Annotated in this window: 19 protein-coding genes; 7 read left to right on the top strand and 12 right to left on the bottom strand. The window is 58.0% G+C overall.

Going from position 1 to position 26,136, the window contains the following annotated elements:
- The first annotated feature begins 39 nt into the window (after positions 1 to 39).
- Positions 40 to 1,053 (top strand): alpha-xenorhabdolysin family binary toxin subunit B, encoded by a 1,014-nt coding sequence (locus K0F75_RS23230; protein WP_219064308.1) that lies wholly within the window; start codon positions 40 to 42, stop codon positions 1,051 to 1,053.
- Between the two features lie 56 nt (positions 1,054 to 1,109).
- Here the strand turns inward: K0F75_RS23230 and K0F75_RS23225 are convergent, their stop codons facing one another.
- Positions 1,110 to 1,892 carry a tetratricopeptide repeat protein gene (locus K0F75_RS23225; RefSeq protein WP_219064307.1) on the bottom strand — a complete coding sequence of 261 codons (783 nt, stop codon included), beginning with the start codon at positions 1,890 to 1,892 and terminating at the stop codon, positions 1,110 to 1,112.
- A 3-nt stretch (positions 1,893 to 1,895) separates the two neighbouring features.
- Positions 1,896 to 2,576, bottom strand: a complete 681-nt coding sequence (locus K0F75_RS23220) for a Fe2+-dependent dioxygenase (RefSeq protein WP_219064306.1) — start codon at positions 2,574 to 2,576, stop codon at positions 1,896 to 1,898.
- Between the two features lie 111 nt (positions 2,577 to 2,687).
- Between K0F75_RS23220 and K0F75_RS23215 the strand changes: the two genes are divergently transcribed.
- On the top strand, positions 2,688 to 4,943 hold the full coding sequence (locus K0F75_RS23215; RefSeq protein WP_219064305.1) for a TonB-dependent siderophore receptor: 2,256 nt from the start codon (positions 2,688 to 2,690) through the stop codon (positions 4,941 to 4,943).
- A 116-nt stretch (positions 4,944 to 5,059) separates the two neighbouring features.
- Positions 5,060 to 7,441, top strand: coding sequence for a sulfite reductase flavoprotein subunit alpha (locus K0F75_RS23210; protein WP_219064304.1), 2,382 nt, complete (start codon positions 5,060 to 5,062; stop codon positions 7,439 to 7,441).
- Positions 7,442 to 7,512: 71 nt separating this feature from the next.
- Here K0F75_RS23210 and K0F75_RS23205 read toward each other — a convergent pair whose 3' ends face one another.
- The 10 genes from K0F75_RS23205 to K0F75_RS23160 form a co-directional block, all read right to left on the bottom strand.
- On the bottom strand, positions 7,513 to 8,484 hold the full coding sequence (locus K0F75_RS23205) for a peptide ABC transporter ATP-binding protein (RefSeq protein WP_219064303.1): 972 nt from the start codon (positions 8,482 to 8,484) through the stop codon (positions 7,513 to 7,515).
- Positions 8,481 to 9,452 carry an ABC transporter ATP-binding protein gene (locus K0F75_RS23200; RefSeq protein ID WP_219064302.1) on the bottom strand — a complete coding sequence of 324 codons (972 nt, stop codon included), beginning with the start codon at positions 9,450 to 9,452 and terminating at the stop codon, positions 8,481 to 8,483. Before K0F75_RS23200 ends, K0F75_RS23205 begins: the two co-directional genes overlap by 4 nt.
- Before the next feature lie 10 nt (positions 9,453 to 9,462).
- Positions 9,463 to 10,374, bottom strand: coding sequence for an ABC transporter permease subunit (locus K0F75_RS23195; protein WP_219064301.1), 912 nt, complete (start codon positions 10,372 to 10,374; stop codon positions 9,463 to 9,465).
- Positions 10,375 to 10,384: 10 nt separating this feature from the next.
- Positions 10,385 to 11,395, bottom strand: a complete 1,011-nt coding sequence (locus K0F75_RS23190) for an ABC transporter permease subunit (protein WP_219064300.1) — start codon at positions 11,393 to 11,395, stop codon at positions 10,385 to 10,387.
- Positions 11,396 to 11,470: 75 nt separating this feature from the next.
- The gene (locus tag K0F75_RS23185) at positions 11,471 to 13,066 is read right to left on the bottom strand and encodes an ABC transporter substrate-binding protein (protein WP_219064299.1); all 1,596 of its coding nucleotides are present in this window, start codon (positions 13,064 to 13,066) and stop codon (positions 11,471 to 11,473) included.
- 92 nt (positions 13,067 to 13,158) lie between these two features.
- Positions 13,159 to 14,535 (bottom strand): OprD family porin, encoded by a 1,377-nt coding sequence (locus tag K0F75_RS23180; protein WP_219064298.1) that lies wholly within the window; start codon positions 14,533 to 14,535, stop codon positions 13,159 to 13,161.
- Positions 14,536 to 14,960: 425 nt separating this feature from the next.
- The gene (locus K0F75_RS23175; RefSeq protein WP_219064297.1) at positions 14,961 to 16,586 is read right to left on the bottom strand and encodes an ABC transporter substrate-binding protein; all 1,626 of its coding nucleotides are present in this window, start codon (positions 16,584 to 16,586) and stop codon (positions 14,961 to 14,963) included.
- Positions 16,587 to 16,857: 271 nt separating this feature from the next.
- Positions 16,858 to 18,459 carry an ABC transporter substrate-binding protein gene (locus tag K0F75_RS23170; protein WP_219064296.1) on the bottom strand — a complete coding sequence of 534 codons (1,602 nt, stop codon included), beginning with the start codon at positions 18,457 to 18,459 and terminating at the stop codon, positions 16,858 to 16,860.
- Positions 18,460 to 18,625: 166 nt separating this feature from the next.
- Positions 18,626 to 20,257 carry a Het-C domain-containing protein gene (locus tag K0F75_RS23165; protein ID WP_257604472.1) on the bottom strand — a complete coding sequence of 544 codons (1,632 nt, stop codon included), beginning with the start codon at positions 20,255 to 20,257 and terminating at the stop codon, positions 18,626 to 18,628.
- A 223-nt stretch (positions 20,258 to 20,480) separates the two neighbouring features.
- Positions 20,481 to 21,194, bottom strand: coding sequence for an SIMPL domain-containing protein (locus K0F75_RS23160; RefSeq protein ID WP_219064295.1), 714 nt, complete (start codon positions 21,192 to 21,194; stop codon positions 20,481 to 20,483).
- 262 nt (positions 21,195 to 21,456) lie between these two features.
- Here K0F75_RS23160 and K0F75_RS23155 point away from each other — a divergent pair, with 262 nt between their 5' ends.
- From K0F75_RS23155 to K0F75_RS23140, 4 genes are all read left to right on the top strand, one after another.
- Positions 21,457 to 22,719 (top strand): ATP-binding protein, encoded by a 1,263-nt coding sequence (locus K0F75_RS23155; protein WP_219064294.1) that lies wholly within the window; start codon positions 21,457 to 21,459, stop codon positions 22,717 to 22,719.
- Positions 22,712 to 23,272 carry a response regulator transcription factor gene (locus tag K0F75_RS23150; protein WP_219064293.1) on the top strand — a complete coding sequence of 187 codons (561 nt, stop codon included), beginning with the start codon at positions 22,712 to 22,714 and terminating at the stop codon, positions 23,270 to 23,272. The genes K0F75_RS23155 and K0F75_RS23150 overlap by 8 nt, the downstream gene beginning before the upstream one ends.
- A gap of 98 nt (positions 23,273 to 23,370) precedes the next feature.
- Entirely contained in the window at positions 23,371 to 25,107 is a 1,737-nt protein-coding gene (locus K0F75_RS23145; RefSeq protein WP_219064292.1) for an ABC transporter ATP-binding protein/permease, read from the top strand.
- Between the two features lie 98 nt (positions 25,108 to 25,205).
- Positions 25,206 to 25,955: a FadR/GntR family transcriptional regulator gene (locus tag K0F75_RS23140; RefSeq protein WP_219064291.1), complete on the top strand. Its 750-nt coding sequence runs from the start codon at positions 25,206 to 25,208 to the stop codon at positions 25,953 to 25,955.
- The last annotated feature ends 181 nt before the right edge of the window (positions 25,956 to 26,136 follow it).

The raw sequence follows: 26,136 nt of genomic DNA, 5'->3' as shown, positions 1-26,136 counted from the left end.
GCTTCACCGTTTTTTATCCACTATCCAATAGAGAAATCCATGACTGTTCATATGTTAGATACACCTTATCAGCTTTCTCAACCCGACCTGGAAGTTGTCCGCGTCAGCAGGGCTGAGATTGATCATCATGTCATCGCGCTGGGCAATATTTATCTTCCTGTTTTGAAGGAAAAGCTTCAGGCATTGCGTAAAGAGATCAGCCTTACGGATGAGTACACGTTGAATGTACTTACCGGAGTGCCCGTCAGGTTAGAGAGTGAGGGGATGGGTGTCCTCTTCACGTCTATTGAAAAACTTAGCAAGGAAGTACCGGCCGAGGAGATCAAGGCTGCTATCGAGGAATACACTAATGAATTGTCTGGGCTGATGGATCAGAGCGTGTCGGCCGTTAAACAGTACGCGAGCGACCTGGATGACCGCGTGACAAACCTGAATGCCGTTATGCTGAGCGATAATAACGACCAGATGCTGGAATTAGAACAATCGATCGAGGCCACTAAAAACCTGCTCACGGTTGAAGTGGGTGCGATCGCTGCACTTGAAGCTACTGCAGAACTGTTAAAGGCTGCGCTCGATGATATGGAGAAACTCACGTTTTCCGATAAATTGAAACCCTTGGTTGAGAGCCTTCAGGAGCTGACGAAAATTGATCCGAAAAACCCGGCGCTTGGCTCAATTCAGGCAGGTATTACAGGGGTTAAAAATATTCTGGATTTGGCCAGCGATGGCGTCAATTACACCCACATGATTGAAGCCAGAAGCGTGGTACAGGAGCGGCTGAAAGGGCGGCGCAAAAAAGTACTCGATCTGGAGGATCAGATCGAGACGTCTTCCACGCGAATCCAGCAACTCACTACCGTAGGGGGGCTCGATAATCATAAAGCGAGGTACGTACAGGAAATCACTAAAATTGGACAGGCGCTTTCTACATTCGTGAACAGCAATCTTCCCAACAGCGCCGAAGTGGTGACTCAACGTGCCGAGCGATTTGCGATCCAAGCGAAAGCTCTCGGTACCTACCTGCATACCCTTCGTAAGGCATGGCAGAGCTAAGCATGGTATTAACGTGAGCCCGCCAACGGGATGAGTTGGAGGGCGCGGGCCTTGAGTTAAAGGCTGTTGAGGTCGAGACGCTCGGACTCATCTTCCAGTACTGCGGCGTGCCGGTGGTAGTCGCTGGCCAATGCCCGCAGCGTTGGATGCTCAGCCTGCAACAAGGCCTTGGCGCTCACCCGGAGGAAGTTCAAACTTCCTCCGGCCAATGCAGCAGTGAACCAGTTCTGCGCCTCCTCAATCCGCCCTTGATCGGCCAGCACTGCGGCATAGCTGAACTGCCCACGGAAATCCCCGCCCTCTGCCGAGCGGCGATACCAGTCGAACGCAGCCTGCGCGTCGGCCTCGCAAAACTCACCTTCTTCCAGATACCGTCCCAACAGGTTCATGGATTTGGCGTGCCCCATGTAGGCTGCTTTGCGGTAACACGCCAGTGCCCGGTGTTGATCCCTAGTCATGCCGCGACCGGTCGCGAGCAGGTTGGCAAAGTTGTAGAGTCCCCAGTCCAGCCCGGCATTTGCCGCCATTTGATAGTGCGTTGCTGCTTTCTGCGGATCGGCGACACAACCCCAGCCATGTTCATGGCAGCGCCCCAGCATGTTCTGCGCCTGGGTGTGACCTCTATTGGCCGCAATCTGAAACCAGACCATCGCCAGTTTCGGGTCGCGTTCTATGCCGTTGCCGTCGAGCAGAATCTGTCCCAACAACGCCTGAGCGTCGACGAAATTGGCTTTCGCCGCGCTGAGGATCGCTTGTGCGGCGCGTACCGGGTTTTGCCCCAGCATCGCGCTGAGCTGGTCGCCGTCGACAGTTTCTTCACGTAGCAGGGAGAAGGTCATGGTTCACACCTCGACCCAACGGCGTAGCAGGTTGTGGTAGGTACCGGTCAACTGGATCAGTGAAGGATGATCGGGCACGTCCTGGGTCAGTTGCTGAATCGCGTTGTCCATTTCAAACAGCAGGGCGCGCTGGCTGTCTTCACGAACCAGGCTTTGCGTCCAGAAGAACGAGGCGTAACGCGCGCCGCGAGTCACCGCATTGACTTTGTGCAGGCTGGTACTGGGGTAGAGCAGGAGATCGCCAGCGGGCAGTTTGATCTGGCGCGTGCCATAGGTGTCCTGAATCTCCAGCTCGCCGCCGTCGTATTCATCCGGGTCGCTGAAAAACAAGGTGGACGACAAATCGGTACGCACTCGCTCAGGGCTGCCCTTGGTTTGGCGCACGGCGTTATCGATATGGAAATCAAAGCTGCCACCGGCGGTGTAGCAGTTAAGCAGCGGGGTAAATACCTTGCGCGGAAGGGCCGCCGACATGAATAACGGGTTGCCCCATAAGCGATCCAGCAGGGCGGAACCGATCTCGATTGCCAGCGGATGGCCTTCGGGCAGTTGCAAGTTGTGCTTGGCCTTGGCCGATTGATAACCAGCGGTGACCTTACCGTCTGCCCAGTCAGCCTGCTCCAGAGCCTTGCGGATGCGCAGCACCTCTTCGCGAGAAAATAAGCCGGGAATGTGTAGGAGCATGCCGCAGAACCTGTAGGAAGAAAGATTGCGAATAATAATCTATCTCAATTGATAGTAATACCTGTTTGCACTATATTCCTCCGCCTTAACTCCTTGGGGAAGGAACTCACCATGTCGTGCCAACAATTAAAATCTTCTGCCAACTCGTCGCGTTCACTGGCTTCAGCGGTCGGCGTGGCCATCGCGGCGATGTCCGCGAGCCACATGGCCCAGGCGGCTGAAAGCACTGAGGACAAGGCCGTTGCTCTGGGTGCAACCCGTATCACTGGCGAGCAGACAGACACGGCTTACAAAGCTGACGACTCCGCGTCGAAGAAATACACCGCCCCACTGCGCGAGACGCCGAAGAGCGTCACCGTGATCCCGCAGCAAGTCATTCGCGACACCGGGGCCACCAGCCTGGCCGATGCATTGCGCACTACGCCGGGCATCACCTTTGGCGCAGGCGAGGGCGGTAATCCCAACGCCGACCGGCCGATCATTCGTGGCTTCAACGCCGAGAGCGATGTATTTATCGACGGTATGCGCGACATCGCCGCGCAAAGCCGCGAAATCTTCAACATCGAGTCGGTGGAAGTCAGCAAGGGTCCGGGCTCTGCGTTCACTGGCGCGGGTTCTACCGGTGGCAGCTTGAACCTGATCACTAAGGGCGCTCACTTGGGTGACGCCTATAACGGCGGATACACCTTTGGCTCCGACCAGACCCAACGCTATACGCTGGACATCAACCAGCAGATGACCGACACCTCAGCGTTCCGCCTGAACCTGATGAAGCACGAGGCCAATGTCGCCGGCCGTGATGCTGTGGACGTCAGCCGTTGGGGCGTTGCGCCATCCTTCGCTTTCGGTTTAGGTACCGATACCCGGGTGATGGTTGACTACTATCACTTGGACACCAATGACATACCGGACTACGGCATCCCGTTGACCAATAGCGGCACCGCCCGCAGCAAATACAACGTCGACAAACCCGCGAGCGTCAGCAAGGACAACTTCTACGGCCTGACCGATCGCGATTACCGTAAAAGCACCAACGACAGCGGTACGATCAGGATCGAGCACGACCTGAACGACAACCTGACGGTGTCCAACAGCTTCCGCATGTCGCGCTCGACCCTGGATTACATCGTCACTAACCCGGACGACAGCCGTGGCAACGTGGCCAACGGAACCGTCTCGCGCTCGGCCAAAAGCCGTAACTCGACCTCCAGCGGCTTCGTCAACCAGACGGACCTGAGCGCCAAGTTCAACAGTGGTTTCATCGAACACAGCCTGGTGACCGGGCTGGAGTTCAGCTATCAGGACACCCACAACCGCAACTACAACGTGCTCAACGCCCGCGGCGGCACCATTGCATCGACATGCTCTTCGGGGTTGCTGGCGTCCGGCGATTGCACCAGCCTGTACAACCCGACGCCCGGTGACGCGTGGAACGGCACCATCACGGACAGTCAGGCGTTCACCGACACCGACACTAAAACCAGCGCTGCGTATGTGTTCGATACCCTGAAGTTCGACGAACAATGGTCGCTCAACCTCGGCCTGCGCTATGACCACTACGACGTTGAGTCCAGCGGGTATGCGACTGCCGGGCGCACCACGTCCGCCGGCACCTTTTCCCGGCAGAAAACCAGCGGGCTGCTGAACTACCAGGTTGGCCTGGTCTTCAAGCCACTGCCTAACGGCAGCGTTTACGCGGCATGGTCCACCTCCAGTAACCCGGCGGGTGAAACCAGCGGTAACGGTGGCCTGGAAATAGCCGCCAACAACGCCGATCTCGAGCCAGAAAAGAACCGCAGCTATGAGGTGGGCACCAAGTGGGACTTCTTTAACGATGACCTGTCGTTAACCGCTGCGCTGTTCCGCACCGAAAAAACCAACGCCCGCATCAACGACCCGGATAACGCGACCGTTCAGGTCCTGGATGGCGAACAGCGCGTCGATGGTTTCGAGTTCACATACGCGGGCAACATTACCCATAACTGGAAGGTCTTCGGCGGCTACACCTACATGGAAAGCGAACTGGTCAAAACCACCCTTGCGGCGGACCAGGGCAATCACATGCCGAGCACCCCGCGTAACAGCTTCAACCTGTGGTCGACCTATGACGTGATGCCGAAACTGACCCTTGGCGCTGGAGCCACCTTCGTCGATTCGCGTTTCGGCAACGAAGCCAACTCGGTGGAGGTCCCGTCCTACTGGCGCTATGACGCGATGGCGACCTATCGCCTGACCAAGAACGTCGACTTGCAACTCAACGTGCAGAACCTGACCGACAAGCGTTATTTCGATCAAGTGTTCCAGACCCACTACGCGCACGTTGCCGCCGGTCGTACCGCGCTGATGGGTGTCAACTTCCACTTCTAAGCGATGGCCTTCAACGCCCGGTTCATTTACGTGATCCGGGCGTTTGCCTGTGCAATCGAGAATGCATGCTGCTTGGGCGCGTGATGCGCCGTAGCGGTTGAGTGAGGTAAGCCAAGGTGTTGAAAAAAATCCTGTTTCAGGTGCACTGGTTCTTTGGTATCAGCGCCGGACTGGTCCTGGCCTTGATGGGCGTATCGGGGGCGATCAGCTCGTTTCAGGACGAGCTATTGGAGGTGCTCAACCCGAATGTGTTGCGCGTGGAACAACGCGCCTCAGGGGTTTTATCGCCGGTTGAACTGGTCAGCAAACTTGAGGCTCAGACGGGCAAGGTGGTCGCTTCGCTGTGGGTCGATGCCGACAGTGACAAGGCCGCACGGGTGGCGTTTACGCCGCCGCCGGGGGAGCGTCGTGGTGAGCTGAATTACTTCGATCCCTACACCGGCCAATTGCAGGGAGAGGTCTTCGGGCAGGATTTTTTTGGTCTGAATCTGCAACTGCACCGTACTCTGGTGTTGGGCGAGTTCGGTAAGCAGATCACCGCTGCCAGCACCTTGATTCTGGTGTTCTTCTGTTTGTCTGGCCTCTATATGCGTTGGCCGCGCAGAGCCTTGAACTGGCGCATCTGGTTGACCCTGGACTGGGCGAAAAAAGGCCGTGGTTTCAAATGGGATTTGCACTCGGTTTTTGGCACGTGGTGCCTGGTGTTCTATCTGGTGTCAGCGCTGACGGGCCTGATGTGGTCTTACGACTGGTACAGCAACGGTGTGACTAAACTGCTGGGCGACGCGCCCGCTGGCGAGCAGCGCAAGGGAGGCGGCGGTCGTCCAGGCCGTGGACAGCCGGTAGCAGAAGGTCCGTTGCCGACGGTTGACTACCCTGCGGTGTGGACCAGTATTCAAAGCGTCGCAGGCCCTGAACTGAGCAGCTGGAACCTGCGACTGCCCCCTGTGGCGGGTCAGGCAGCGACGGTTTATTACCTGCTCAAGGATTCGCCGCACCCGCGAGCCCTGAACCAGATCACCCTGGACCCGGCCACGGGCAAGGTCGGCGCGGTGTCCCGCTATGCCGACAAGAGCCTCTCCGCTCAGGTGTTGATCAGCAATTATGCGCTGCACGTCGGCAGTTATTTCGGGATCGTCGGGCGCGTTGTGATGACGGTTGCATCGCTGATGATGCCGCTGTTTTTTATCACCGGGTGGTTGTTGTACCTGGACCGTCGGCGCAAGAAACGCCAGATCAAAACTGCGCGTGGCCAGCTGATGCGAAATGTCGGCACGGCCAGCGACGCGCCTGCCTGGCTGATCGGCTTCGCCAGCCAAAGCGGTTTCGCTGAACAGTTGGCGTGGCAGACAGCCGGGCAGCTACAGGCGACGGGGTTGCCGGTGCGTGTGCAGCGCTTGGCGGACATCTCGGCGCAGGATTTGAAGCAAAGCCACAACGCCTTGTTCGTCGTGAGTACTTTTGGTGACGGTGAGGCGCCCGACAGTGCCCGAGGCTTCGAGCGCACGTTGCTCGGCCAGCCCTTGTCGCTGACTAACCTGAACTACGCGGTGCTGGCGCTGGGCGACCGCCAGTATCAGAATTTCTGCGGCTTCGCCAAACGCTTGCACGGCTGGCTGGCCGAGCGCGGTGGCAACACGCTGTTCGCGCCGATTGAGGTCGACAGTGCCGACAGCGTTGCGCTGCAGCAGTGGCAACGGCAGCTCGGGGAATTGACCGGTAGCGCGCCGTCGATGGCTTGGCAGGCACCGGCGTTCAGCCGTTGGACCTTGAGCCAACGCGAGTGGCTGAACCCCGGCAGTGGAGGCTCGAAGGTGTTTCTGCTGAGTCTGACGCCGCCGACTGCGCAGGCATGGGACGCAGGCGATCTGGTCGAAGTGCTGCCGCCTGACAGTGCTGTCGTACGCGAATATTCCATCGCGTCGATTCCGGCGGACGGCAGCCTGCAGCTCATCGTCCGTCAGGAAGTGCATGCAGACGGCAGCCTTGGGCTGGGTTCCGGCTGGTTGACTGAACAGGCCACGCTCGGCGCGTCCATCAGTCTGCGTCTCAGACGAAACAGCAGCTTTCATCTGCCACGCGAGCCGGTGCCGATGATCCTGCTGGGCAATGGCACAGGTCTGGCGGGGTTGCGCAGTTTGCTTAAAGCGCGCATTGCCCAAGGACAGCAACGCAACTGGTTGTTGTTTGGCGAGCGCAACATCGCCCATGACTTTCATTGTCGGGAGGAGGTGCAAAGTTGGTTGGCGACAGGCGATCTGGCACGACTGGACCTGGCGTTTTCTCGCGATCAGGTCGATAAAATCTATGTGCAGGACCGTTTGCGTGAATCCGCGGATGAGTTGCGCAAGTGGCTGGCTGAAGGCGCGGTTATTTATATCTGCGGCAGCCTGCAAGGCATGGCGATGGGGGTCGAAGATGTACTGGTCGACGTGCTGGGGACGCTAGAGGTCGCGCGTTTAGTCGAGCAGGGGCGTTATCGACGGGATGTGTATTGAGCGCGGTGTGTCAGACACACCGCGTCAAGTGTTCGCGAAGGCGGTGTGGTTGACACACCGCCTTCAGCCCGTCACACGATGAACTGCTCTGCGTGATGGCAGGCAACCTGACGGTTGTCCAACAGGCGCAGGGCCGGTTCTTCGATGATGCAGCGTTCAGTCGCGTAGGGGCAGCGCTTGTGGAAGGCGCAGCCGCTTGGCGGGTTGAGCGGGTTGGGCAGTTCACCGACGATTTTGATCTTCGGCTTCAGCGGGTCCGGGTGGATAGTCGGGGTTGCCGACAGCAGTGCCTGGGTATAAGGGTGCAGTGGCCGGTTGTAGATTTCTTCCTTGGGGCCCATCTCCGCCGGACGTCCGAGGTACATCACCAGCACCGTATCGGCCACGTGACGCACCACCGACAGGTTGTGGGAGATGAACACGTAAGCGGTGTTGAACTCCTTCTGCAAATCCATGAACAGATTGAGTACCTGCGCCTGAATCGAGACGTCCAGCGCGGAGGTCGGTTCATCCGCCACCAACACTTTGGGTTGCAGCATCATGGCGCGCGCCAGGGCGATACGTTGGCGCTGACCGCCAGAGAACATGTGCGGGTAACGCTGATAATGCTCGGGACGCAGCCCGACCTGTTGCATCATCGCCTGGACTTTTTCCCGGCGTTCGGCACGGGTCAGGTTGGTATTGATCAGCAATGGCTCGCCCAACTGGTCGCCGATTTTCTGCCGTGGGTTAAGCGATGCATAAGGGCTCTGGAACACCATCTGCACGTCGCGTCGCAACTGCTTGCGTTCGGCTTTGCTGGCGCCGGTGACTTCTTGCCCGGCGATTTTCAGCGAGCCGGAGGAGGGCTCTTCAATCAGGGTCAGGGCGCGCGCCAGGGTGGACTTGCCACAGCCCGATTCGCCGACCACAGCCAGGGTCTTGCCAGCTTCCAGCTCGAAGGACACACCGTTAAGGGCCCGAACCAAGGCATGACCCTTGAACAGGCCAAGGGATACTTCGTAGTGACGGGTAAGGTCGCGGGCGGTAAGAACGACGCTCATAACACCAGCTCCTGATTAAGCGGATAAAAACAGCGGGCAAAGCTATGGGCTTTAGAGTCCAGGCCTGGACGCTCTGTCCGGCAGTTGTCTTGCACATAGGGGCAGCGCGGTGACAGCAGGCAGCCCTGGGGTCGGTCATAACGCCCTGGCACCATGCCCGGCAAGGTCGCCAGACGTTCGGCGCCCATGCTGTGCTCGGGGATCGCGGCCAGCAAGGCTTCGCTGTAAGGGTGAGCGGGGACGTCGAACAACCCCGGCACCTGACCGACTTCAACGGCTTGCCCCGCGTACATCACGCATACGCGTTGGGCCGTTTCGGCGACTACCGCCAGGTCGTGAGTGATCAGCACCAGTGCCATGTCCTGCTCTTTTTGCAGGCTCAGCAGCAGGTCCATGATCTGTGCCTGAATGGTCACGTCCAGCGCCGTGGTCGGCTCGTCGGCGATCAGCAGTTTTGGCTCGCCGGCAATCGCCATGGCAATCGCCACACGTTGGCTCATGCCGCCGGACAGTTGGTGCGGGTAGGCGTGCAAGCGAGCAGCAGCGCCGGGGATTTCTACTTTCTCAAGCAGTTCCAGTGCGCGTTGGCGTGCGGCTTTGCCAGACAGGTTCAAGTGCTGGCGCAACACTTCCTCGATCTGGAAACCCACGGTATAGCTGGGGTTGAGTGCGGTCATCGGGTCCTGGAAGACCATCGCCATGTCTTTGCCGATGATCCGTCGACGCTGACGCGCACTGAGCTTGAGCAACTCCTGGCCATCGAAGCTCAGGGAGTCGGCAGAGACCACGCCGGGCGGATCGATCAAGCCCATCAGCGCCATCATGGTGACCGATTTACCGGAACCCGATTCGCCAACGATGGCCAGCACTTCGCCCTTTTCCACGTTGAGGTCCAGACCGTCGACAACCGGCACGGCCTTGGCGTCGCCGAAGCGGACGTTGAGATTCTTGATTTCTAAAAGTGACATACGAATCTCCTCAGGCGGCATTCTTGAGCTTCGGGTCCAGCGCATCGCGCAGTCCGTCGCCCATCAGGTTGATTGCCAGCACGCTGAGCAAAATGGTCAGACCGGGCAGGCTTACGACCCACCAGGCGCGTTCGATGTAGTCACGGGCCGAGGCCAGCATGGTCCCCCATTCAGGGGTGGGCGGTTGCACACCCAGGCCGAGGAAACCCAGGGCCGCGGCATCGAGAATCGCCGAGGAAAAGCTCAAGGTCGCTTGCACGATCAGCGGCGCCATGCAGTTAGGCAGCACGGTGATGAACATCAAGCGCGGCAGAGTGGCACCGGCCAGACGGGCAGCAGTGACGTAGTCGCGGTTCAGTTCGCCCATGACGGCAGCACGGGTCAGACGCACGTACGAAGGCAGGGACACGACAGCAATTGCGATGATGGTGTTGATCAGGCCAGGGCCGAGGATGGCGACAATCGCAACGGCCAGCAGCAGCGACGGCAGGGCCAGCATGACGTCCATCAGGCGCATGATCGACGGGCCGAGAATACGCGGGAAGAACCCGGCGAGCAGGCCCATCAGAATCCCCGGAATCAACGACATGACCACCGAGGACAAACCGATCAGCAGCGACAGACGCGAACCCGTGATCAAGCGCGACAGCAGGTCGCGTCCCAGTTCGTCGGTGCCGAGCAGGAATTGCCATTGGCCGCCTGCAAGCCAGACCGGTGGGGTCAGCAGGAAGTCGCGGTACTGCTCAGTGGGATCATGGGGTGCGACCCACGGGGCAAATAGGGCGCAGAACACGATCAAGGTCATGAACATCAGGCCGGCAACGGCGCCTTTGTTCTGCGCAAATGCTTGCCAGAACTCTTTGTACGGCGAGGGGTAGAGCAGGCTTTGATCGACTGCTGCCACGGGAGTAGGTGTGCTCATTAGGATGATCTCAGCGCTGGTGGCGGATGCGTGGGTTGGCAAAGCCGTAGAGGATGTCCACCACGAAGTTGACCAGAATCACCAGGCAGGCGATTAACAGGATGCCGTTTTGCACCACGGGATAGTCCCGGGCGCCAATGGCTTCGATCAGCCACTTGCCGATACCGGGCCAGGAGAAAATCGTTTCGGTCAGTACCGCACCCGCCAGCAGTGTGCCGACTTGCAGACCGAACACCGTCAATACCGGGATCAACGCGTTACGCAGGCCGTGAACGAACACCACGCGCGCTGGCGACAGGCCTTTGGCCCGAGCGGTACGTACGTAGTCTTCACGCAGCACTTCGAGCATCGAGGAACGGGTCATCCGGGCGATCACTGCCAAGGGGATGGTGCCCAGGACGATGGCCGGCAGAATCAGGTGATGCAGGGCATCGAGGAACGAACCCTTTTCATCGCTGAGCAACGTGTCGATGAGCATGAAGCCGGTTCGCGGCTCTATGTCATACAGCAGGTCAATGCGTCCAGAGACCGGGGTCCAGCCCAGCGACACCGAGAAGAACATGATCAGGATCAGGCCCCACCAGAAGATCGGCATCGAATACCCCGCGAGGGAGATGCCCATGACTCCGTGGTCGAACAGGGAGCCTCGCTTGAGTGCCGCGATCACCCCGGCCAGCAGGCCCAGGATGCCCGCGAAAATCAGCGCGGTCGTCGCCAACTCCAGGGTGGCAGGGAACAGCGCGGTGAACTCCGTCCAGACGCTTTCTCGCGTGCGCAACGATTCGCCGAGATCGCCGTGGGCGAGCTTGCCGACGTAATCGAGGTACTGCGCATACAGGGGTTTGTTCAGGCCAAGACGTTCCATGGCTTGAGCGTGCATTTCCGGATCGACCCGGCGCTCCCCCATCATGACTTCGACCGGATCACCCGGAATCAAGCGAATCAAGGCAAAGGTCAGCAGGGTGATGCCGAAGAAGGTGGGGATCAACAATCCCACGCGGCGGGCAATAAAACTAAACATCTTCTGGTGTACCTCATCAGCCGGTTAGGCGTGCCCCGGTGAAGCTCGGGTTACGAGCAGCACCGGTGTTTTTATCTACTTCACCTGAGTGGTGGCGAAGTTGTTATTGGTCAGCGGACTGATGTGATAGCCCTCGACATTCTTGCGCATCGCCGTGAACAGTTTGGGGTGGGCCAAGCTTATCCACGGTTGTTCCTGGTGAAAAATGTGCTGGGCTTGCTCGTAGAGCGCGGCCCGTTCTGTGGGGTCGGTCTTCGTGCGCGCGCTGGAAACCGCCTCTTCGAATGCCTTGTTGCACCAACGGGCGTAATTTTCACCATTTTTTGCGGCGTCACAACTGAGGTTCGGTGTCAGGAAGTTATCCGGGTCACCGTTGTCACCTGCCCATCCGGCGAACACCATGTCATGTTCTCCGTTCTTGGCGCGCTTAAGCATCTCGCCCCATTCCAGAACGCGAATATCCACCTTGATACCTACCTGCGCCAGATCCGATTGCAGCATCTGTGCGCCGACCAACGGATTAGGGTTGGTGACGGCACCACCGTTACGGCTGAACAGGGTGAACACTTGCCCTTTTGGGACACCGGCGTCTTTCAATAGTGCGCGGGCCTTGTCCAGATCACGAGGTGGATTCTGGATATCTGTAGCGTAGCCGAGAAGCGTTGGCGGATACGGGTTGACCCCTTCGGTGGCTTTGCCTTCACCAAACAGGGCTCTGATATAGGCTTTTTTGTCGAAGGCGATATTGATCGCTTCACGCACCCGCACATCGCTCAAGTAGGTGTGCGACGTATTGATGGCAATGTAGCTGGTCATCATGGCTTCCATCTCGTCAATCTTGAGATTGGGGTCAGCCTTGATGCTGGCAATGTCGTCAGGTTTTGGATAAAGCGCGATCTGGCACTCGTTAGCCTTGAGCTTTTGCAGGCGAGTATTGTTGTCGAGCGTGATGGCGAAAATCAGCGCCTCGCTGGGCACAGTCCCCTTCCAGTAGTCAGGGTTGGCTTTAAAGCGGACCTGCGCGTCTTTGGCGTAGCGGACCAGGATGAACGGGCCGGTACCAACAGGTTTGCTGTTCAGCTCGCCGGGCTTACCGGCCTTGAGCAACTGATCGCCGTACTCGGCTGAGTAGATCGACGTAAAGGGCATTGCCAAGTCGCGCAGGAACGGAGATTCAGGACGGGACAGGGTGAATTTGACGGTGTAGTCGTCGAGTTTTTCGACGTTTTTGAGCAGGTCATTGAAACCCATGCTCTCGAAGTAAGGGAAACCGGTGAGCGATTTATCATGCCATGGGTGCTTCGGGTCCCATTGACGCTGGAAGCTCCACAGCACGTCATCGGCGTTCATCTCACGCGTAGGCTTGAAATAATCGGTGGTCTGGAACTTCACGCCGTGGCGCAAGTGGAAGGTGTAGCTGAGGCCGTCCAGGCTGATGTCCCAGCTTTCGGCCAAGCCCGGTGCGGTATCGCTGGTGCCGGGTTTGAACGTTACCAGACGGTCGAGGATAGTTTCCGCCGAGGCGTCGGCCGTGACGGCCGTCGTGTATTGCACAATATCGAAACCTTCAGGGCTGGCCTCGGTGCAGACCACCAGGGGTTTGGCTGAAACGCTGACGGCGACGCTGAGCAGAGCCAACGCAATCGAGGTTCGTAGAGAAAGCACTTTCATATAGACCCTCCTTAAACACATGAGCGGTGATGGCCTGTGCGGCTGATTGCGCAGGGTTCCGGGTTTCAGCCGCACAAGGCGCTATCGACGATTTAAAGAATGTTGAATGGAATCGTGGTCACCAGCCGCAACTCGTTCAGGCTGCCGTCGACCTGATTCTCACTGGCGCGGTGGGTGGTGTAAGTCGCGCGCACAGAGGTGTCCTTGAGAGGGCCGCTCTGCAGGGTGTAGCTGGTGCCGATCCCGTACTCCTGGTGTTTTTCACCGTCCATCTTTTTCACGTCGTAAGCGGTGCCGGCGTAGTGAGTACCGTCGATGCCCCAGCCGCGAGCCTCGTACACATTGAATTTCAGGCCCGGGATGCCGTACGCGGCCATGTTCAGCACGTAACCGATCTGGAAGGATTTCTCGTTCGGGCCGTTGAAGTCAGAGAGCAAGGAGTTGGCCAGGAAGATGCCGTTGGTCTCGTGGGCGTAGTCGAAGTACTCGTTACCGGCCACTTCCTGGTACGCGAAGGTCAGGCTGTGCGCCAGGTGCGTCGCGGTGAACGACAGGCTGAAGGTGTCGTTGTCGATCGCGCCGAGTTTGCTTTGGCCTGAGTCCTTGGTTTTGTAGTAGTTGAACCCGGTGGTCAGGCCCACGATCGAGGTGTCACCCACGTCATGAGTGATGCCGACGTAGTACTGCCTCCAGAAGTCTTCCAGGTCCGATGCGTAGAAGCTGGCCGTCAGGGCTTTGGACGGTTTGTAGTCGACACCGGCCATGCTCAGGCGGTCGGCGGTGGCGGTGCTGCTGGCGTACTCGGAGCGGAACCGGGTCATGCTCTGTTCGGTACGCGGCGATACGCGGTCGAAGCTGCCCGCCTGGAACGACAGGTTGTTGAACTCTTCGCTGAGCAGGCTGAAACCGTTGAAGCTCGAAGGCAGCGCACGGTTGCCGATGTAGGCAATGACCGGCGTGTTCATGGACTGGCGACCGGCCGTCAATGTGCTGTTGGAAATACGCGCCTTGATGTTGCCCAGGCCCATTTTGCTCCATTGGTCGACGGCATCACCATTGCTGTCAGTGAGGGTACGGTTTCCGCCGCCAGCGATACGTGCGTGGCCCGCTTCAAGCGCGACTTCGTTGTAAACGGCGACTTCAGTACCGATCCCGACCGAGCCTTCGGTGAAGCCCGAGGTGTAGTTGAGGATGGTGCCTTGGGTCCAGGTATCGCGACGGTTGGTGGGGACTTTTTGGCCGTCTTTTTGATAGCTGAAAAGGTCTGCGCGCGTGCTGCGTTCCCGTGCGTAGAAGTTACGGGTGGACCCTGTCAGGTGCTGGTCTTCGATAAAGCCTTTTGCGCCGTCTTGAGCGTGGGTGGTACTCAACGTTGTCGGGACGAACGCCTGACTGGCGTTTTCTGCGTGAGCCATGGCGCCCAAGGTAGTAATGGACATGGCTAATAGAGCGGTACTGGTCTTTCTCACGGTATGAAGCTCCCTTTACTGCTTTTATAAGGGCCAGTCTTATGGGTGATCTGGCTTGATGGAACACGGCTACTGCACGCTTCAATGCCCCCTGTGCACGCAAGGCATCAAATCGCCGGAATGGCGTTGCCGGGAGCGAAAATCTCGCCCCAGGATGAATGTCGGGCAAACGACGACGGAACATCCCTGTTCCCGACGTGTTCTCGAGCACTCAACTATTTTTGCGAATAGCAAAGCCATAAGCCTTCGAACTTATGTTCGTCAGGCCGTCCAGTAAATATTCGGAGTGCTTCAGGGCTTATAGGAAACATGACGAGAGAGCATGGGAAGCCGCTGATTAGGCCGTTTCCCTGCTGACGTGAGTGTCTATAAGTTCCGGAAGTGGATGTCACTGCGCCGTGTGTAACAGCACAGTGACAACACCCTTACTTGCTAACGCTGACACCGTAAAAGGAGTTCAGACCAAACGGGCTGATCTTGAAGTCCTGCACGTTGCTGCGCATAGGTTGGTAGACGGTGGAGTGCGCGATAGGGGTCATCGGCACCGCGTCTTTGAGGAGGTGTTGCGCCTGTTTGTACAGTTCGGTGCGCTTGGCCTGATCCGGGGTTGCCTTGGCTTGCTTGATGATGGCGTCGTACGGTTTATCACACCATTTCGAGAAGTTGTTGCCGTTCAGTGCGTCGCAACCGAACAGGGTGCCCAGCCAGTTATCCGGGTCACCGTTATCGCCGCTCCAGCCAATCAGCATCGCGCCGTTTTCACCTGCTTTGGCGCGCTTGATGTACTCGCCCCATTCGTACGTGACGATCTTGGCCTTGATACCGATCTTCGACCAGTCGGACTGGAGCATCTCGGCCATCAACTTGGCGTTGGGGTTGTACGGACGCTGAACCGGCATCGCCCACAGGGTGATCTCGGTCCCTTCTTTAACGCCGGCTTCCTTGAGCAGCGCTTTGGCTTTCTCAGGGTTGTAGCCCGCATCTTTGATGGTGGTGTCATACGACCATTGGGTCGGCGGCATGGCGTTGACGGCCAGTTGGCCCGCACCCTGATACACGGAATCGATGATCTGCTGTTTGTTCACCGCCATGTCCAGCGCTTGACGGACTTTCAGCTGAGCCATCGGGTTGGGCGTGTCGCTGCCCTTGATCTTGTCCATCACGTTGTAGGCGATGTAACCAAGGTTGAAACCCGCCTGGTGAGGCATTTTCAGCTCTTTGTCCGCTTCGAGCACTTTTAGATCGGCTGGGCGCGGGAACAGGGTGATCTGGCATTCGCCTTTCTTGAGCTTCTGCATGCGCACCGACGGGTCGGTGGTGATGGCGAAGATCAGGCTGTCGACTTTGACGTCTTCAGGCTTCCAGTAATCCTTGTTGCCGGTGTAACGGATGTTCGAATCTTTCTGGTAGCTCTTGAACACAAACGGACCGGTGCCGATCGGCTTTTGGTTGATGTCCTGAGCCTTGCCTTCCTTAAGCAACTGAGCAGCGTATTCAGCGGACTGGATGGACGCGAAGCTCATGGCCATGTTCTGGATGAACGCAGCATCGACGGTCTTGAGCGTGAACTTGACGGTGTGGTCATCAAGTTTCTCGACCTTCGTAATGTTCTCGTCCATGCCCATGTCGGTGAAGTACGGGAACTCGGTCGGATAGGCTTTGCGGAACGGATCGTCTTTGTTGAGCATGCGGTTGAACGTGAACAGCACGTCATCGGCATTGAAGTCACGCGTCGGCTTGAAGTAAGGCGTGGTGTGGAACTTCACCCCGTCGCGCAGATGGAAGGTGTAGGTCAGGACGTCAGGGGAAATGTCCCAGCTGGTCGCCAACCCTGGAATGACCGCAGTGCCGCCGCGTTCGAACTGGCTCAGACGGTTGAACATGGTCTCGGCTGACGCGTCGAAGTCGGTGCCGGTGGTGTACTGGCCTGGGTCGAAACCGGCCGGGCTGCCTTCGGAGCAAAACACCAGATTGGTAGCTGCTTGGGCGAAGGGAGCGCTGGCGATCAAACCTGCGCTGAGTAGAAACGGAATGACCGCGTTTTTGAGCATGGTGGCCTCATGTTGTTGTCATTTTTTTAGATAGAGGGTGCGACCTCGTGAGTCGACCCTGCCGATACTTATGCAGGGGCCGTACCCAAAGCAAGATGGTGGCGCCAAGGAAACGCCAAACAGTGGTACGAACGTACAAGAATGTCGCATTCATGTACTTATGTGCCAATTTGATCGTTTGCGTGGTCGTTTTCAGAGGAGTTCGCTGCACCGCAGGAGGGCAACCGGGCGTGTGAAATGCACCCGGTTAGCGCGAGAGTGCTACGGATTGCTATTTATTCAGGCTGACGCCATAGAACGGCGTCAGGCCAAACGGGCTGAGTTTGAAGTTCTGCACTTCTTTGCGCAGTGGCTGAAATACCTTGGAGTTGGCAATCGGAGTAATCGGCACCTGCTCCTTGAGAATGTGCTGAGCCTGTTGATAAAGCCTGATCCGCTCTGCGCGGTCACGGCTCAATTTGGCCTGTTGCACCAAGGTGTCATACGCCGGATCGCACCACTTGGCAAAGTTGCTGCCGCTGACCGCCGCGCAGCTGTAGAGCACGCCGAGCCAGTTGTCAGGGTCGCCGTTGTCGCCGGTCCAGCCATAAATCATCACGTCGTGCTCGCCGCTCTTGGCGCGCTTGATGTACTCACCCCATTCGTAACTGACGATGTTGGCCTTGATCCCGATTTTTGCCCAATCGGCCTGGATCATCTGCGCTGACATACGCGCATTGGGGTTCGACGCCCGCTGTACGGTCATGGCCCACAGGCTGATTTCGGTGCCCGGCGCGATCCCCGCTTCCTTGAGCAGTTGCCTGGCCTTGGTCGGATCGTAGGGTGCATCCTTGACCGTTGGGTCGTAACTCCACTGGTTGGGTGGCAGGGCGTTTTGCGCGAGTTGCCCTGCGCTCTGGTAAACCGCCTTGATGATCGCCGGCTTGTCGATGGCCATGTCCAGCGCCTGGCGCACCTTGAGCTGATCCAGCGGTGTGTGAGTGACGTTATAGGCGAGAAAACCAAGGTTGAAACCGGGCTGGCTGAGCACCTGGATGTTTGGGTCTTTTTCCATCAGCTCGATGTCTTGCGGGCGCGGGTAGCCGCTGACCTGGCATTCGCCGGTCTTGAGTTTTTGCAGGCGCACTGCGGCATCGCTGTTGATAGAAAACACCAGATTGTCCAGCTTCACATCCTCCGGCTTCCAATACGTCGGGTTGGCGCTGTAGCGGATCTGCGAGTCTTTTTGGTAACGCTTGAACACGAAAGGCCCGGTGCCGATGGGCTTCTGGTTGATGTCGGCGGCCTTTCCTTCCTTGAGTAACTGCGCGGCATATTCAGCGGACTGGAGCGAGGCAAAGCTCATGGCCAGGTTCTGGATAAAGGCTGCATCGACGTTGTTCAGGCTGAAGCGCACGGTGTGTTCATCAACCTTGTCGACGCTCTTGATCGTGGTGTTCAGGCCCATGTCGTTGAAGTACGGCGACTCGGATGGGTAAGCCTTGCGAAACGGATGATTCGGGTCGAGCAGACGATCGAAGGTGAACAACACATCGTCGGCGTTGAAGTCCCGAGTGGGTGTGAAGTAATCGGTTGTGTGGAATTTAACGTTTTCGCGCAGGTGGAAGGTGTAACTCAGGCCATCGCTGGACACCTCCCAGCGGGTGGCCAGGCCAGGTTCGACTTCAGTACTGCCGCGTTCGAATTGCGTCAGCCGGTTGAACACGGTTTCGGCCGAGGCATCGAAGTCAGTGCCACTGGTGTATTGGCTCGGGTCGAAGCCGGCAGGGCTGGCCTCCGAGCAGTACACCAGGGTGCTGGCGGCCTGGACGACAGGCGTGCAGGCCAGCAGCGCGGCGGCGAGGAGCAGCGGTTTAAAGGCGGTATTGTCCATAGCGGCCTCGAGAAAGTGATGCAAACGCGTCGTCTGGAATCATGCGGCGATGTGGACAGACACAATAAACGCTGAGTTCGTAACCCGCGACAATGGCGCTTGCGGATGTCGACAGCGATCAGACAGCGCAGAATGCCGCACTGCTTCGTTTCCCTACAAGGTTTGCTTAGTTCTTTGGCCCGAGGAACTCCTTGATATGAGTAGCTGCGCGCCCAGCAGGGGTGAGCTTCCATATCTCAAGCAGGGGATTAGTGTCGGTGCTAATCAAGGCGCTTAAAAAGCGGGAGCCGTCTTCCTTAAATTTTTCCAGTCCTTGAACAACGCTGTTGTGCAAGTGCTCATGCACTTTATCCAAGTCGCTTTTTCGCGTGCTGCTAAGGACGAGGTCGGGGTGTTTTTCGGCCCACTCTCGTACCTTACCATCCTGCCAGTCGCAATCCTGAGGGTGGACGAAGTAAGAGGATGCGACCGTTACAGGATCGGCACCCGGCTTATCTTCCCAATGCCCCAGTATGGTTTGTGCAACTCGAAGAACGGCATCCCGGGCCAGTAATGCGGCAAGGGAATGAAGCGGGTGTTCGGCATGATCCTTGGCCAGCTGTGAGTGGGTCGGGTCAGTTGAGCCACTGGTATTGGGGTTGTCACCGAGCAAGGTCTGGCTATCGTCGATGCTGTTTCCCAACAATGTCAGCATGCCTTGCATGATTGTACCGACAGCATTACTCAGTACTTGTAGGGGGGTACCCAGTTGCCATTGCAACTTCTCCACCCATTCGGAAAAAGGCAAGTCGGCCCATGTATCACGAACCTGGAGGTATCCTTCGAAGGCAGGGAGCAGTATTTCGTTTGGGTGCTCACCGAGCAAAATCAGGATCAGTTGGTCTTGTTCAGAGCGAAAGCCAGCCTTGGTGGGTTCAAACGTTGTGTCTTCTGTCGAAAATAATATCTCCCCGAGAGGAGCTGCCAGGCTGGCGATAACATCGCTGGCACCGAACATGCCGGTGACCAGCGGCAGGCTCCGCTTGCAATCGGCTTTCGAGGTCCATGGCAACACATCCGCGTAGCCCGTTTTGATCAAGCTAAGTTCGACGAAGTTGGAATGAGCAAAAAAATCTTCCAGGGTATGCAGCGCTGCGCCGAACGACCTGAGCCCGTCGGTAGATGATGGCCCTTCCTGCATTGCCTTCTTCAATTCGCCGACCATGACGTCAACCGAACCTTGGATATAACGCTTTTTCGAGGTTTCGAAGTCGACTTGCAACACCGGATTGTCAGGCAGAACCCAGGGTTCGAAGTCTGCGTCGCGATGCTTGGGGTCGGCCGGTTCAGGGTTCACCACTCTAGGATTATCGATGTGTTCGCTTGGGCGATAGACGCCCAGCCTCTGCGGCGTCACCTTGAATTTATCCCGGTCTATCTTCATCAGCGCGGGGAATTCACGGATGGCCAGTACATCCACTATCTGCGTCAGCGCTTCACGGGAGAGCACGTCCGGGAAATTTTTAGGCATCGTAGTTGCGCGCACAATCTTGGGATCAAGCAACTGCGAGTAGTCGCGCAACCAGTTACCGAAGTAAATGGCTTCAATCTTATCGGTGCTAAATGCGACAGAGGCCAGCACCTCTTCGATGGTCCGGTGGGTCGATTTGTTTTTGTCCCCGGCGCCGGCTTCGAAGTCTACCGTGTCGCCATTCTGCGACGATGACGACGGCTTTTCGTCGATGGGTATCTGAGAGATCAAATGCATCGCTTCGGTGTAGTAATGAGGGTTATCTGAAGGGGTGTTAAGAGGCTTCATCCGTGATTCCATAAAAAGTGGCGCGTCAATGCACCCTGTGTCAGGGCTGCTCACGACGCAAAAGAATGAGTAAGTGTTTCGGGGATGGAGTTTACGGTTTGCGCAATGGATGCCAATCAGGCGGAGCAGCGAGTGCTGTAGGGCAACGGTCGGGCGGGAGGGCGGAATGTGGGCGGGGAAGAACAGAAAACGGCGGCAACCTGCGGCTGCCGCCGTGATGGCATCACTGCATCAACACTTCGATCACGCCATCGGCGTTGACACTGACCTGGCTGGTACCGGCTTCGACTTCCGGAGTGGGGGCTGACTCGGCGCGGGCGGCTTTCATCATCATGACGGGGGCGCGTTGGTATGGCTGTGGATAACCCGACGTATTGAGGTTCAGGTTGACCAGTTTGTAACCCTTGCCACCCAAGGCGTCGGTTACCAGCTGCGCACGGTTTTTGAAGGCGGCGACGGCGTCCTTGAGCAGGGTGTCTTCGCTGGCTTTACGCGTGGGAGGGGAGATGGCGAAGTCCATGCCGCCCATTTTCAAATCCTCCAGCAGTTCGCCGGTCAGTTTGGAGAGTGCGGCAAAGTCCGCGCTCTCGAGGCGCAATTCGGAGCGTTCGCGCCAGCCGGTGATTTTCTGGCCTTTGTCATCATAGATCGGGTAGCTGTTGCGGCTGCCCTGACGAATCGTGATGTCCTTGACCTGACGCGCCTGGCCGAGGGCCTTGTTCATGGTTTCGGTGATTTGTGCAGCCAGTTTGGCCGGATCCGTGTCCTGCGCTTCGCTGTACAGCGTGACCATCATCAAGTCGCGTTGGACTTCCTGGCTGACTTCGGCACGTACGGAAACCTGGTTGTAATGAACCTCTTCAGCCAACGCAGGCAGACTGGCAAGCGTTGCGGCGCCAAGGGCGAAGAGGGCGGCAGTGGGGCGAAGGCTGAACATAAAAACTCCTTGTTAACGAACCGGCTGCGACGGGTAACCGTCACCCGGAAAACTATCAGACTGTAGACGAACCCTTCAGGTTCCGGCAGCCATTCCCCTGTGAGAACGAATTCATTTATGAATGAATTCGCTCCCCACAGCCTGTCCCGGGCTCGTGTGCGTCTTTTTAGCGTATGTGGCGCTTTGACGCAGTTTTCGCTGTTTTCACCTCTGCTTGGTTATACTCGCTGCGATCCGCCTGCTGCGCTCATCAGGAGAGCTCATGCTCGCCCCCGTTCAACTGCTTTCAGCTACCCGCCAGAACCTGTGGCGCCTGACCGTTATCCGTACGTTGGTACTGGCCGCGCAAGCGGGTTCGGTGGGTATTGCCTATTTGTTCGACTTGCTGCCGCTGCCATGGCTGCCATTGGCGATCACCCTCGGGTTCTCCATGGTCCTGTGCGTGATGACGGCCATTCGTCTGCGCACGTCGTGGCCGGTTACCGAGCTGGAATACGCCGTGCAGCTGGCATTCGACATGCTGATCCACAGTGTGCTGCTGTTTTTCTCCGGCGGATCGACCAACCCGTTTGTTTCCTATTATCTGGTGCCGCTGACTATTGCCGCAGTGACCTTGCCGTGGCTGTATTCGCTGATGCTCTCGGGCCTGGCGCTGGTCAGCTACACACTGTTACTGGTGCAGTTCTATCCGATGGGCACCTTTCCCATCGCCCGCGAGAACATGCAGATCTATGGCATGTGGCTGAGCTTTGCTCTGGCGGCGGCGGTCATTACTTTCTTCGCGGCGAAGATGGCCGAGGAGCTACGGCGTCAGGAGCAGCTGCGTGCAGAGCGTCGGGAGGAGGGCCTGCATGATCAACAATTGTTGGCGGTCGCGACCCAGGCAGCTGGCGCGGCCCACGAATTGGGTACACCCTTGGCGACCATGAGCGTGTTGATCAAGGAAATGCGCCAGGACCATAGCGATCCGCTGTTACAGGAAGACCTCGGCGTGCTGCAAGAGCAGGTCCAACAGTGCAAGCAAACCCTGCAACAACTGGTGCGCGCGGCTGAAGCCAACCGCCGATTGGCGATCGATGAACAAGACGTCACCGATTGGCTGGACGAAGCCCTGAACCGCTGGCACCTGATGCGCCCTGAAGCCAGCTATCGCTTCCAGCGCCTGGGCCAAGGCACGGTGCCACGCCTGGCGCCGCCGCCGGACTTGACTCAGGCATTGCTCAATCTGCTGAACAACGCCGCCGATGCTTGCCCGGAAGGGCTGGAAGTGCATCTGGGCTGGGACGCCGAAGAAATCTGCATCAGTATTCGTGACCATGGGGCGGGTGTGCCGCCGGCAATCGCCGAACAAATTGGCAAACCGTTTTTTACCACCAAAGGCAAAGGCTTCGGCCTCGGCCTATTTTTGAGCAAGGCCAGCGTGACCCGCGCAGGTGGCTCGGTAAAACTCTACAGTCATGAGGAAGGCGGGACGCTCACTGAGCTTCGCCTGCCCTGTGGCGCCCGAGGAGACAAGCATGAGTGACGAGATCCAAGTGGAAGGCGAAGAACTGCCGCATTTATTGCTGGTAGACGATGACGCCACCTTCACCCGCGTGATGGCGCGGGCTATGAGCCGCCGTGGTTTCCGCGTCAGCACCGCAGGTTCGGCAGAGGAAGGGCTTGCCCTGGCCTTGAATGACGTGCCCGAATACGCTGCGCTCGACCTGAAAATGAATGGCGACTCCGGTTTGGTTCTGCTGCCCAAGCTGCTGGAAATCGACCCGGAAATGCGCGTGGTGATCCTCACCGGTTATTCGAGCATCGCCACCGCCGTCGAAGCGATCAAGCGCGGCGCCTGCAACTACCTGTGCAAACCGGCCGACGCCGATGATGTGCTGGCGGCCTTGCTGTCCGAGCACGCTGATCTGGATACGCTGGTGCCAGAAAACCCGATGTCGGTGGACCGCCTGCAGTGGGAGCACATTCAACGTGTGCTGACTGAGCACGAAGGCAATATTTCCGCGACGGCACGGGCGTTGGGCATGCACCGGCGGACCCTGCAGCGTAAATTGCAGAAGCGGCCGGTTCGGCGCTGAACGGGGACTGAACGAATGTCTCAGGACTTCGCGAAGCAGCAAGCCGATCATCTATGATCGGCCCGACGCGAGTTCTCTATCCCAATCGAGCCTGAATAATGAATCGCAACGCCGAGTATTCTGCGGTCAATGACGCCGTACGCGGAGAGTTCTTCCGCCGCGTCTGGAAGCTGATAACGCCGTACTGGCGCAGTGAAGAAAAGGGCATGGCCTGGCTACTGCTGGTCTCCGTGATCGCGCTTTCGCTGTTCAGCGTGGCGATCTCGGTGATGATCAACAGCTGGTACAAAGACTTTTATAACGCGCTGCAAGAGAAAGACCTGGCGGCGTTTACCCACCTGATTCTGTACTTCTGTGGCATCGCCACGGTGGCGATTCTGGGGGCGGTGTACCGTCTCTATCTGACGCAGATGCTGACCATCCGCTGGCGTCGCTGGCTGACCGAGCAGCACTTTACCAAATGGCTCAGCCACAAGAACTACTACCAGTTGGAGCAACACGGCTACACCGATAACCCTGACCAACGGCTGTCCGAAGACCTCAACAGTTTCACCACCAGCACCTTGAGTCTCGCGCTGGGTTTGATCCGGACCGTGGTCAGTCTGGTGTCGTTCTCGATCATTCTGTGGGGCGTGTCGGGCAGTATCGAGCTGTTCGGCATCACGATTCCCGGCTACATGTTTTGGGCCGCGCTCGTGTATGCAGTGGTTGGCAGCTGGCTGACCCACAAAATTGGGCAGCGTTTGATCAAGCTGAGCAACCAGCAAGAACGCTACGAAGCCGATTTGCGTTTCGCCCTGGTACGGGTTCGCGAAAATGCCGAAAGCATTGCGTTCTCCAACGGTGAGCCTAATGAAAACAAGCGCTTGAGCGCACGCTTCGGCATGATCTGGAGCAACTACTGGAACGTCATGAAGGTCTCCAAACGGCTGACCTTCTTCACTGCGGGCTATTCCCAGATTGCCACCGTGTTTGCTTTCGTCGTGGCGTCACCGCGTTATTTCTCTGGCTCGATCGAACTGGGCGGTCTGATGCAGATCAACTCTGCATTCGGCAACGTGCAAGAGAACTTCAGTTGGTTCATCGAGGCGTACACCACACTGGCCTCGTGGCGCGCCACGTGTGACCGATTGCTGAGCTTCCGGCAGGGCATGGCGGACAATGAAGCGCGCACCTCAACCATCAAGTTGGACCGAGACGGTGATGGCCTGCATTTTGACAACCTGGCGCTGAACCTGGCTGATGGCCGTGAACTGCTGGCCGGCGCCAACCTGAACATCGCTCGCGGTGACCGGGTCATGCTCAGCGGTCGTTCCGGCAGCGGCAAAAGTACCTTGCTGCGAGCGTTGGGTGGGTTGTGGAGCGATGGGCTGGGCAGCGTGAAGCTGCCCGCCGAGCGTTATCTGTTTTTGCCGCAGCGGCCATATTTGCCAATAGGCACACTGCGCGAAGCGTTAAGTTATCCACAGGCGCCGGAAGCGTATCCCATCGAGCGCTTTGCTCAGGTGCTTGAAACCTGTCGCTTGATGCACCTGGTACCGCGTCTGGATGAAAGTGATCACTGGCAGCGCATGTTGTCCCCAGGCGAACAACAGCGTGTGGCTTTCTCCCGCGCGTTGCTCTATGCACCCAGCTGGCTGTACCTGGATGAAGCAACTTCAGCCATGGACGAGGAAGACGAGGCGGCTCTGTACCAGGCGCTGATCGACGAGTTGCCGGGCGTGACCTTGCTCAGTATCGGCCATCGCAGCAGTCTCAAACGCTTCCATCGACGGCATCTGCGCATTGACGGTGGGCAACTGCGCGAGCAATCTCATCCTGAAGTGGTTGTTTGAAACCAATAACCTGAAACCGGCCGAGTTGTTACGAGTGTTATCGTACAACTCGGTTGCGCTATCATGTGTCTTTAATTGCCTTGGGACAAATGTTCGACATGGATAATCAGAGTCCTGCGCCCCGCGTTCGCAGAAAGCACCGCAGCCTCGCTCAGGAATTGGTCACTGAACTGTCTGAACGGATTCGCGACGGCCAATTGAAGCGCGGAGACAAGTTGCCGACAGAGTCGGCGATCATGCAAGAGCAGGGCGTCAGCCGGACGGTGGTGCGCGAGGCAATCTCGCGTTTGCAGGCGTCCGGGCTGGTGGAAACCCGGCATGGCATCGGCACTTTCGTGCTGGACACGCCGAGCCCGAGCGGCTTTCGAATCGATCCGGCGACCATTGTCACCCTGCGTGATGTGTTGGCGATTCTTGAGTTGCGCATCAGCCTTGAGGTGGAATCCGCAGGGTTGGCCGCGCAACGTCGCACCCCTGAGCAACTGGTCGCCATGCGTGCTGCACTGGATGCCCTGATTGAAAGTGCGTCCCAGGCCGGTGATGCGGTGGCGTCAGATTTTCAGTTCCACCTGCAGATTGCCTTGTCCACCGGCAACCGCTACTTCGTCGACATCATGACCCATCTGGGTACCAGCATCATTCCGCGTACCCGGATCAATTCGGCGCGTCTGGCTCATGATGACCAACAGCGCTACCTGAACCGCTTGAGCCGCGAGCACGAAGAAATCTTCGAGGCCATCGCCCGCCAGGACTCCGACGCTGCCCGCGCGGCCATGCGCCTGCACCTGACCAACAGCCGCGAACGCCTGCGTCATGCCCATGAACAGGCAGAACAGCAGCAGGCTTAGCAGGCAAGTCACAATTCCTAAATGTGGGTCGATGCAGTTTCCCTGACCGCTGATCGGCCCTCACGCCTCCAAATCAAATTCCCGCAAATCCCTATTGAGTGATCTTATTTTCAGTTGTACGATGACGTACGACATCAGTTTGGAGCTGATGTGCTTCCTCCACATTTGCTATCCAGGGTGT

It is taken from the genome of Pseudomonas sp. UMAB-08 (genome assembly GCF_900095225.1).
Lineage (GTDB): Bacteria > Pseudomonadota > Gammaproteobacteria > Pseudomonadales > Pseudomonadaceae > Aquipseudomonas.
This window is presented reverse-complemented; position numbering and strand designations above follow the sequence as displayed.

Coding starts and splice junctions, on each gene's coding strand:
- K0F75_RS23175 (WP_219064297.1), bottom strand. CDS start 16,586: ATGCTCAAAAACGCGGTCATTCCGTTTCTACTCAGCGCAGGTTTGATC.
- K0F75_RS23170 (WP_219064296.1), bottom strand. CDS start 18,459: ATGGACAATACCGCCTTTAAACCGCTGCTCCTCGCCGCCGCGCTGCTG.
- K0F75_RS23140 (WP_219064291.1), top strand. CDS start 25,206: ATGGATAATCAGAGTCCTGCGCCCCGCGTTCGCAGAAAGCACCGCAGC.
- K0F75_RS23215 (WP_219064305.1), top strand. CDS start 2,688: ATGTCGTGCCAACAATTAAAATCTTCTGCCAACTCGTCGCGTTCACTG.
- K0F75_RS23185 (WP_219064299.1), bottom strand. CDS start 13,066: ATGAAAGTGCTTTCTCTACGAACCTCGATTGCGTTGGCTCTGCTCAGC.
- K0F75_RS23220 (WP_219064306.1), bottom strand. CDS start 2,576: ATGCTCCTACACATTCCCGGCTTATTTTCTCGCGAAGAGGTGCTGCGC.
- K0F75_RS23190 (WP_219064300.1), bottom strand. CDS start 11,395: ATGTTTAGTTTTATTGCCCGCCGCGTGGGATTGTTGATCCCCACCTTC.
- K0F75_RS23200 (WP_219064302.1), bottom strand. CDS start 9,452: ATGTCACTTTTAGAAATCAAGAATCTCAACGTCCGCTTCGGCGACGCC.
- K0F75_RS23155 (WP_219064294.1), top strand. CDS start 21,457: ATGCTCGCCCCCGTTCAACTGCTTTCAGCTACCCGCCAGAACCTGTGG.
- K0F75_RS23195 (WP_219064301.1), bottom strand. CDS start 10,374: ATGAGCACACCTACTCCCGTGGCAGCAGTCGATCAAAGCCTGCTCTAC.
- K0F75_RS23150 (WP_219064293.1), top strand. CDS start 22,712: ATGAGTGACGAGATCCAAGTGGAAGGCGAAGAACTGCCGCATTTATTG.
- K0F75_RS23225 (WP_219064307.1), bottom strand. CDS start 1,892: ATGACCTTCTCCCTGCTACGTGAAGAAACTGTCGACGGCGACCAGCTC.
- K0F75_RS23205 (WP_219064303.1), bottom strand. CDS start 8,484: ATGAGCGTCGTTCTTACCGCCCGCGACCTTACCCGTCACTACGAAGTA.
- K0F75_RS23230 (WP_219064308.1), top strand. CDS start 40: ATGACTGTTCATATGTTAGATACACCTTATCAGCTTTCTCAACCCGAC.
- K0F75_RS23145 (WP_219064292.1), top strand. CDS start 23,371: ATGAATCGCAACGCCGAGTATTCTGCGGTCAATGACGCCGTACGCGGA.
- K0F75_RS23160 (WP_219064295.1), bottom strand. CDS start 21,194: ATGTTCAGCCTTCGCCCCACTGCCGCCCTCTTCGCCCTTGGCGCCGCA.
- K0F75_RS23165 (WP_257604472.1), bottom strand. CDS start 20,257: ATGAAGCCTCTTAACACCCCTTCAGATAACCCTCATTACTACACCGAA.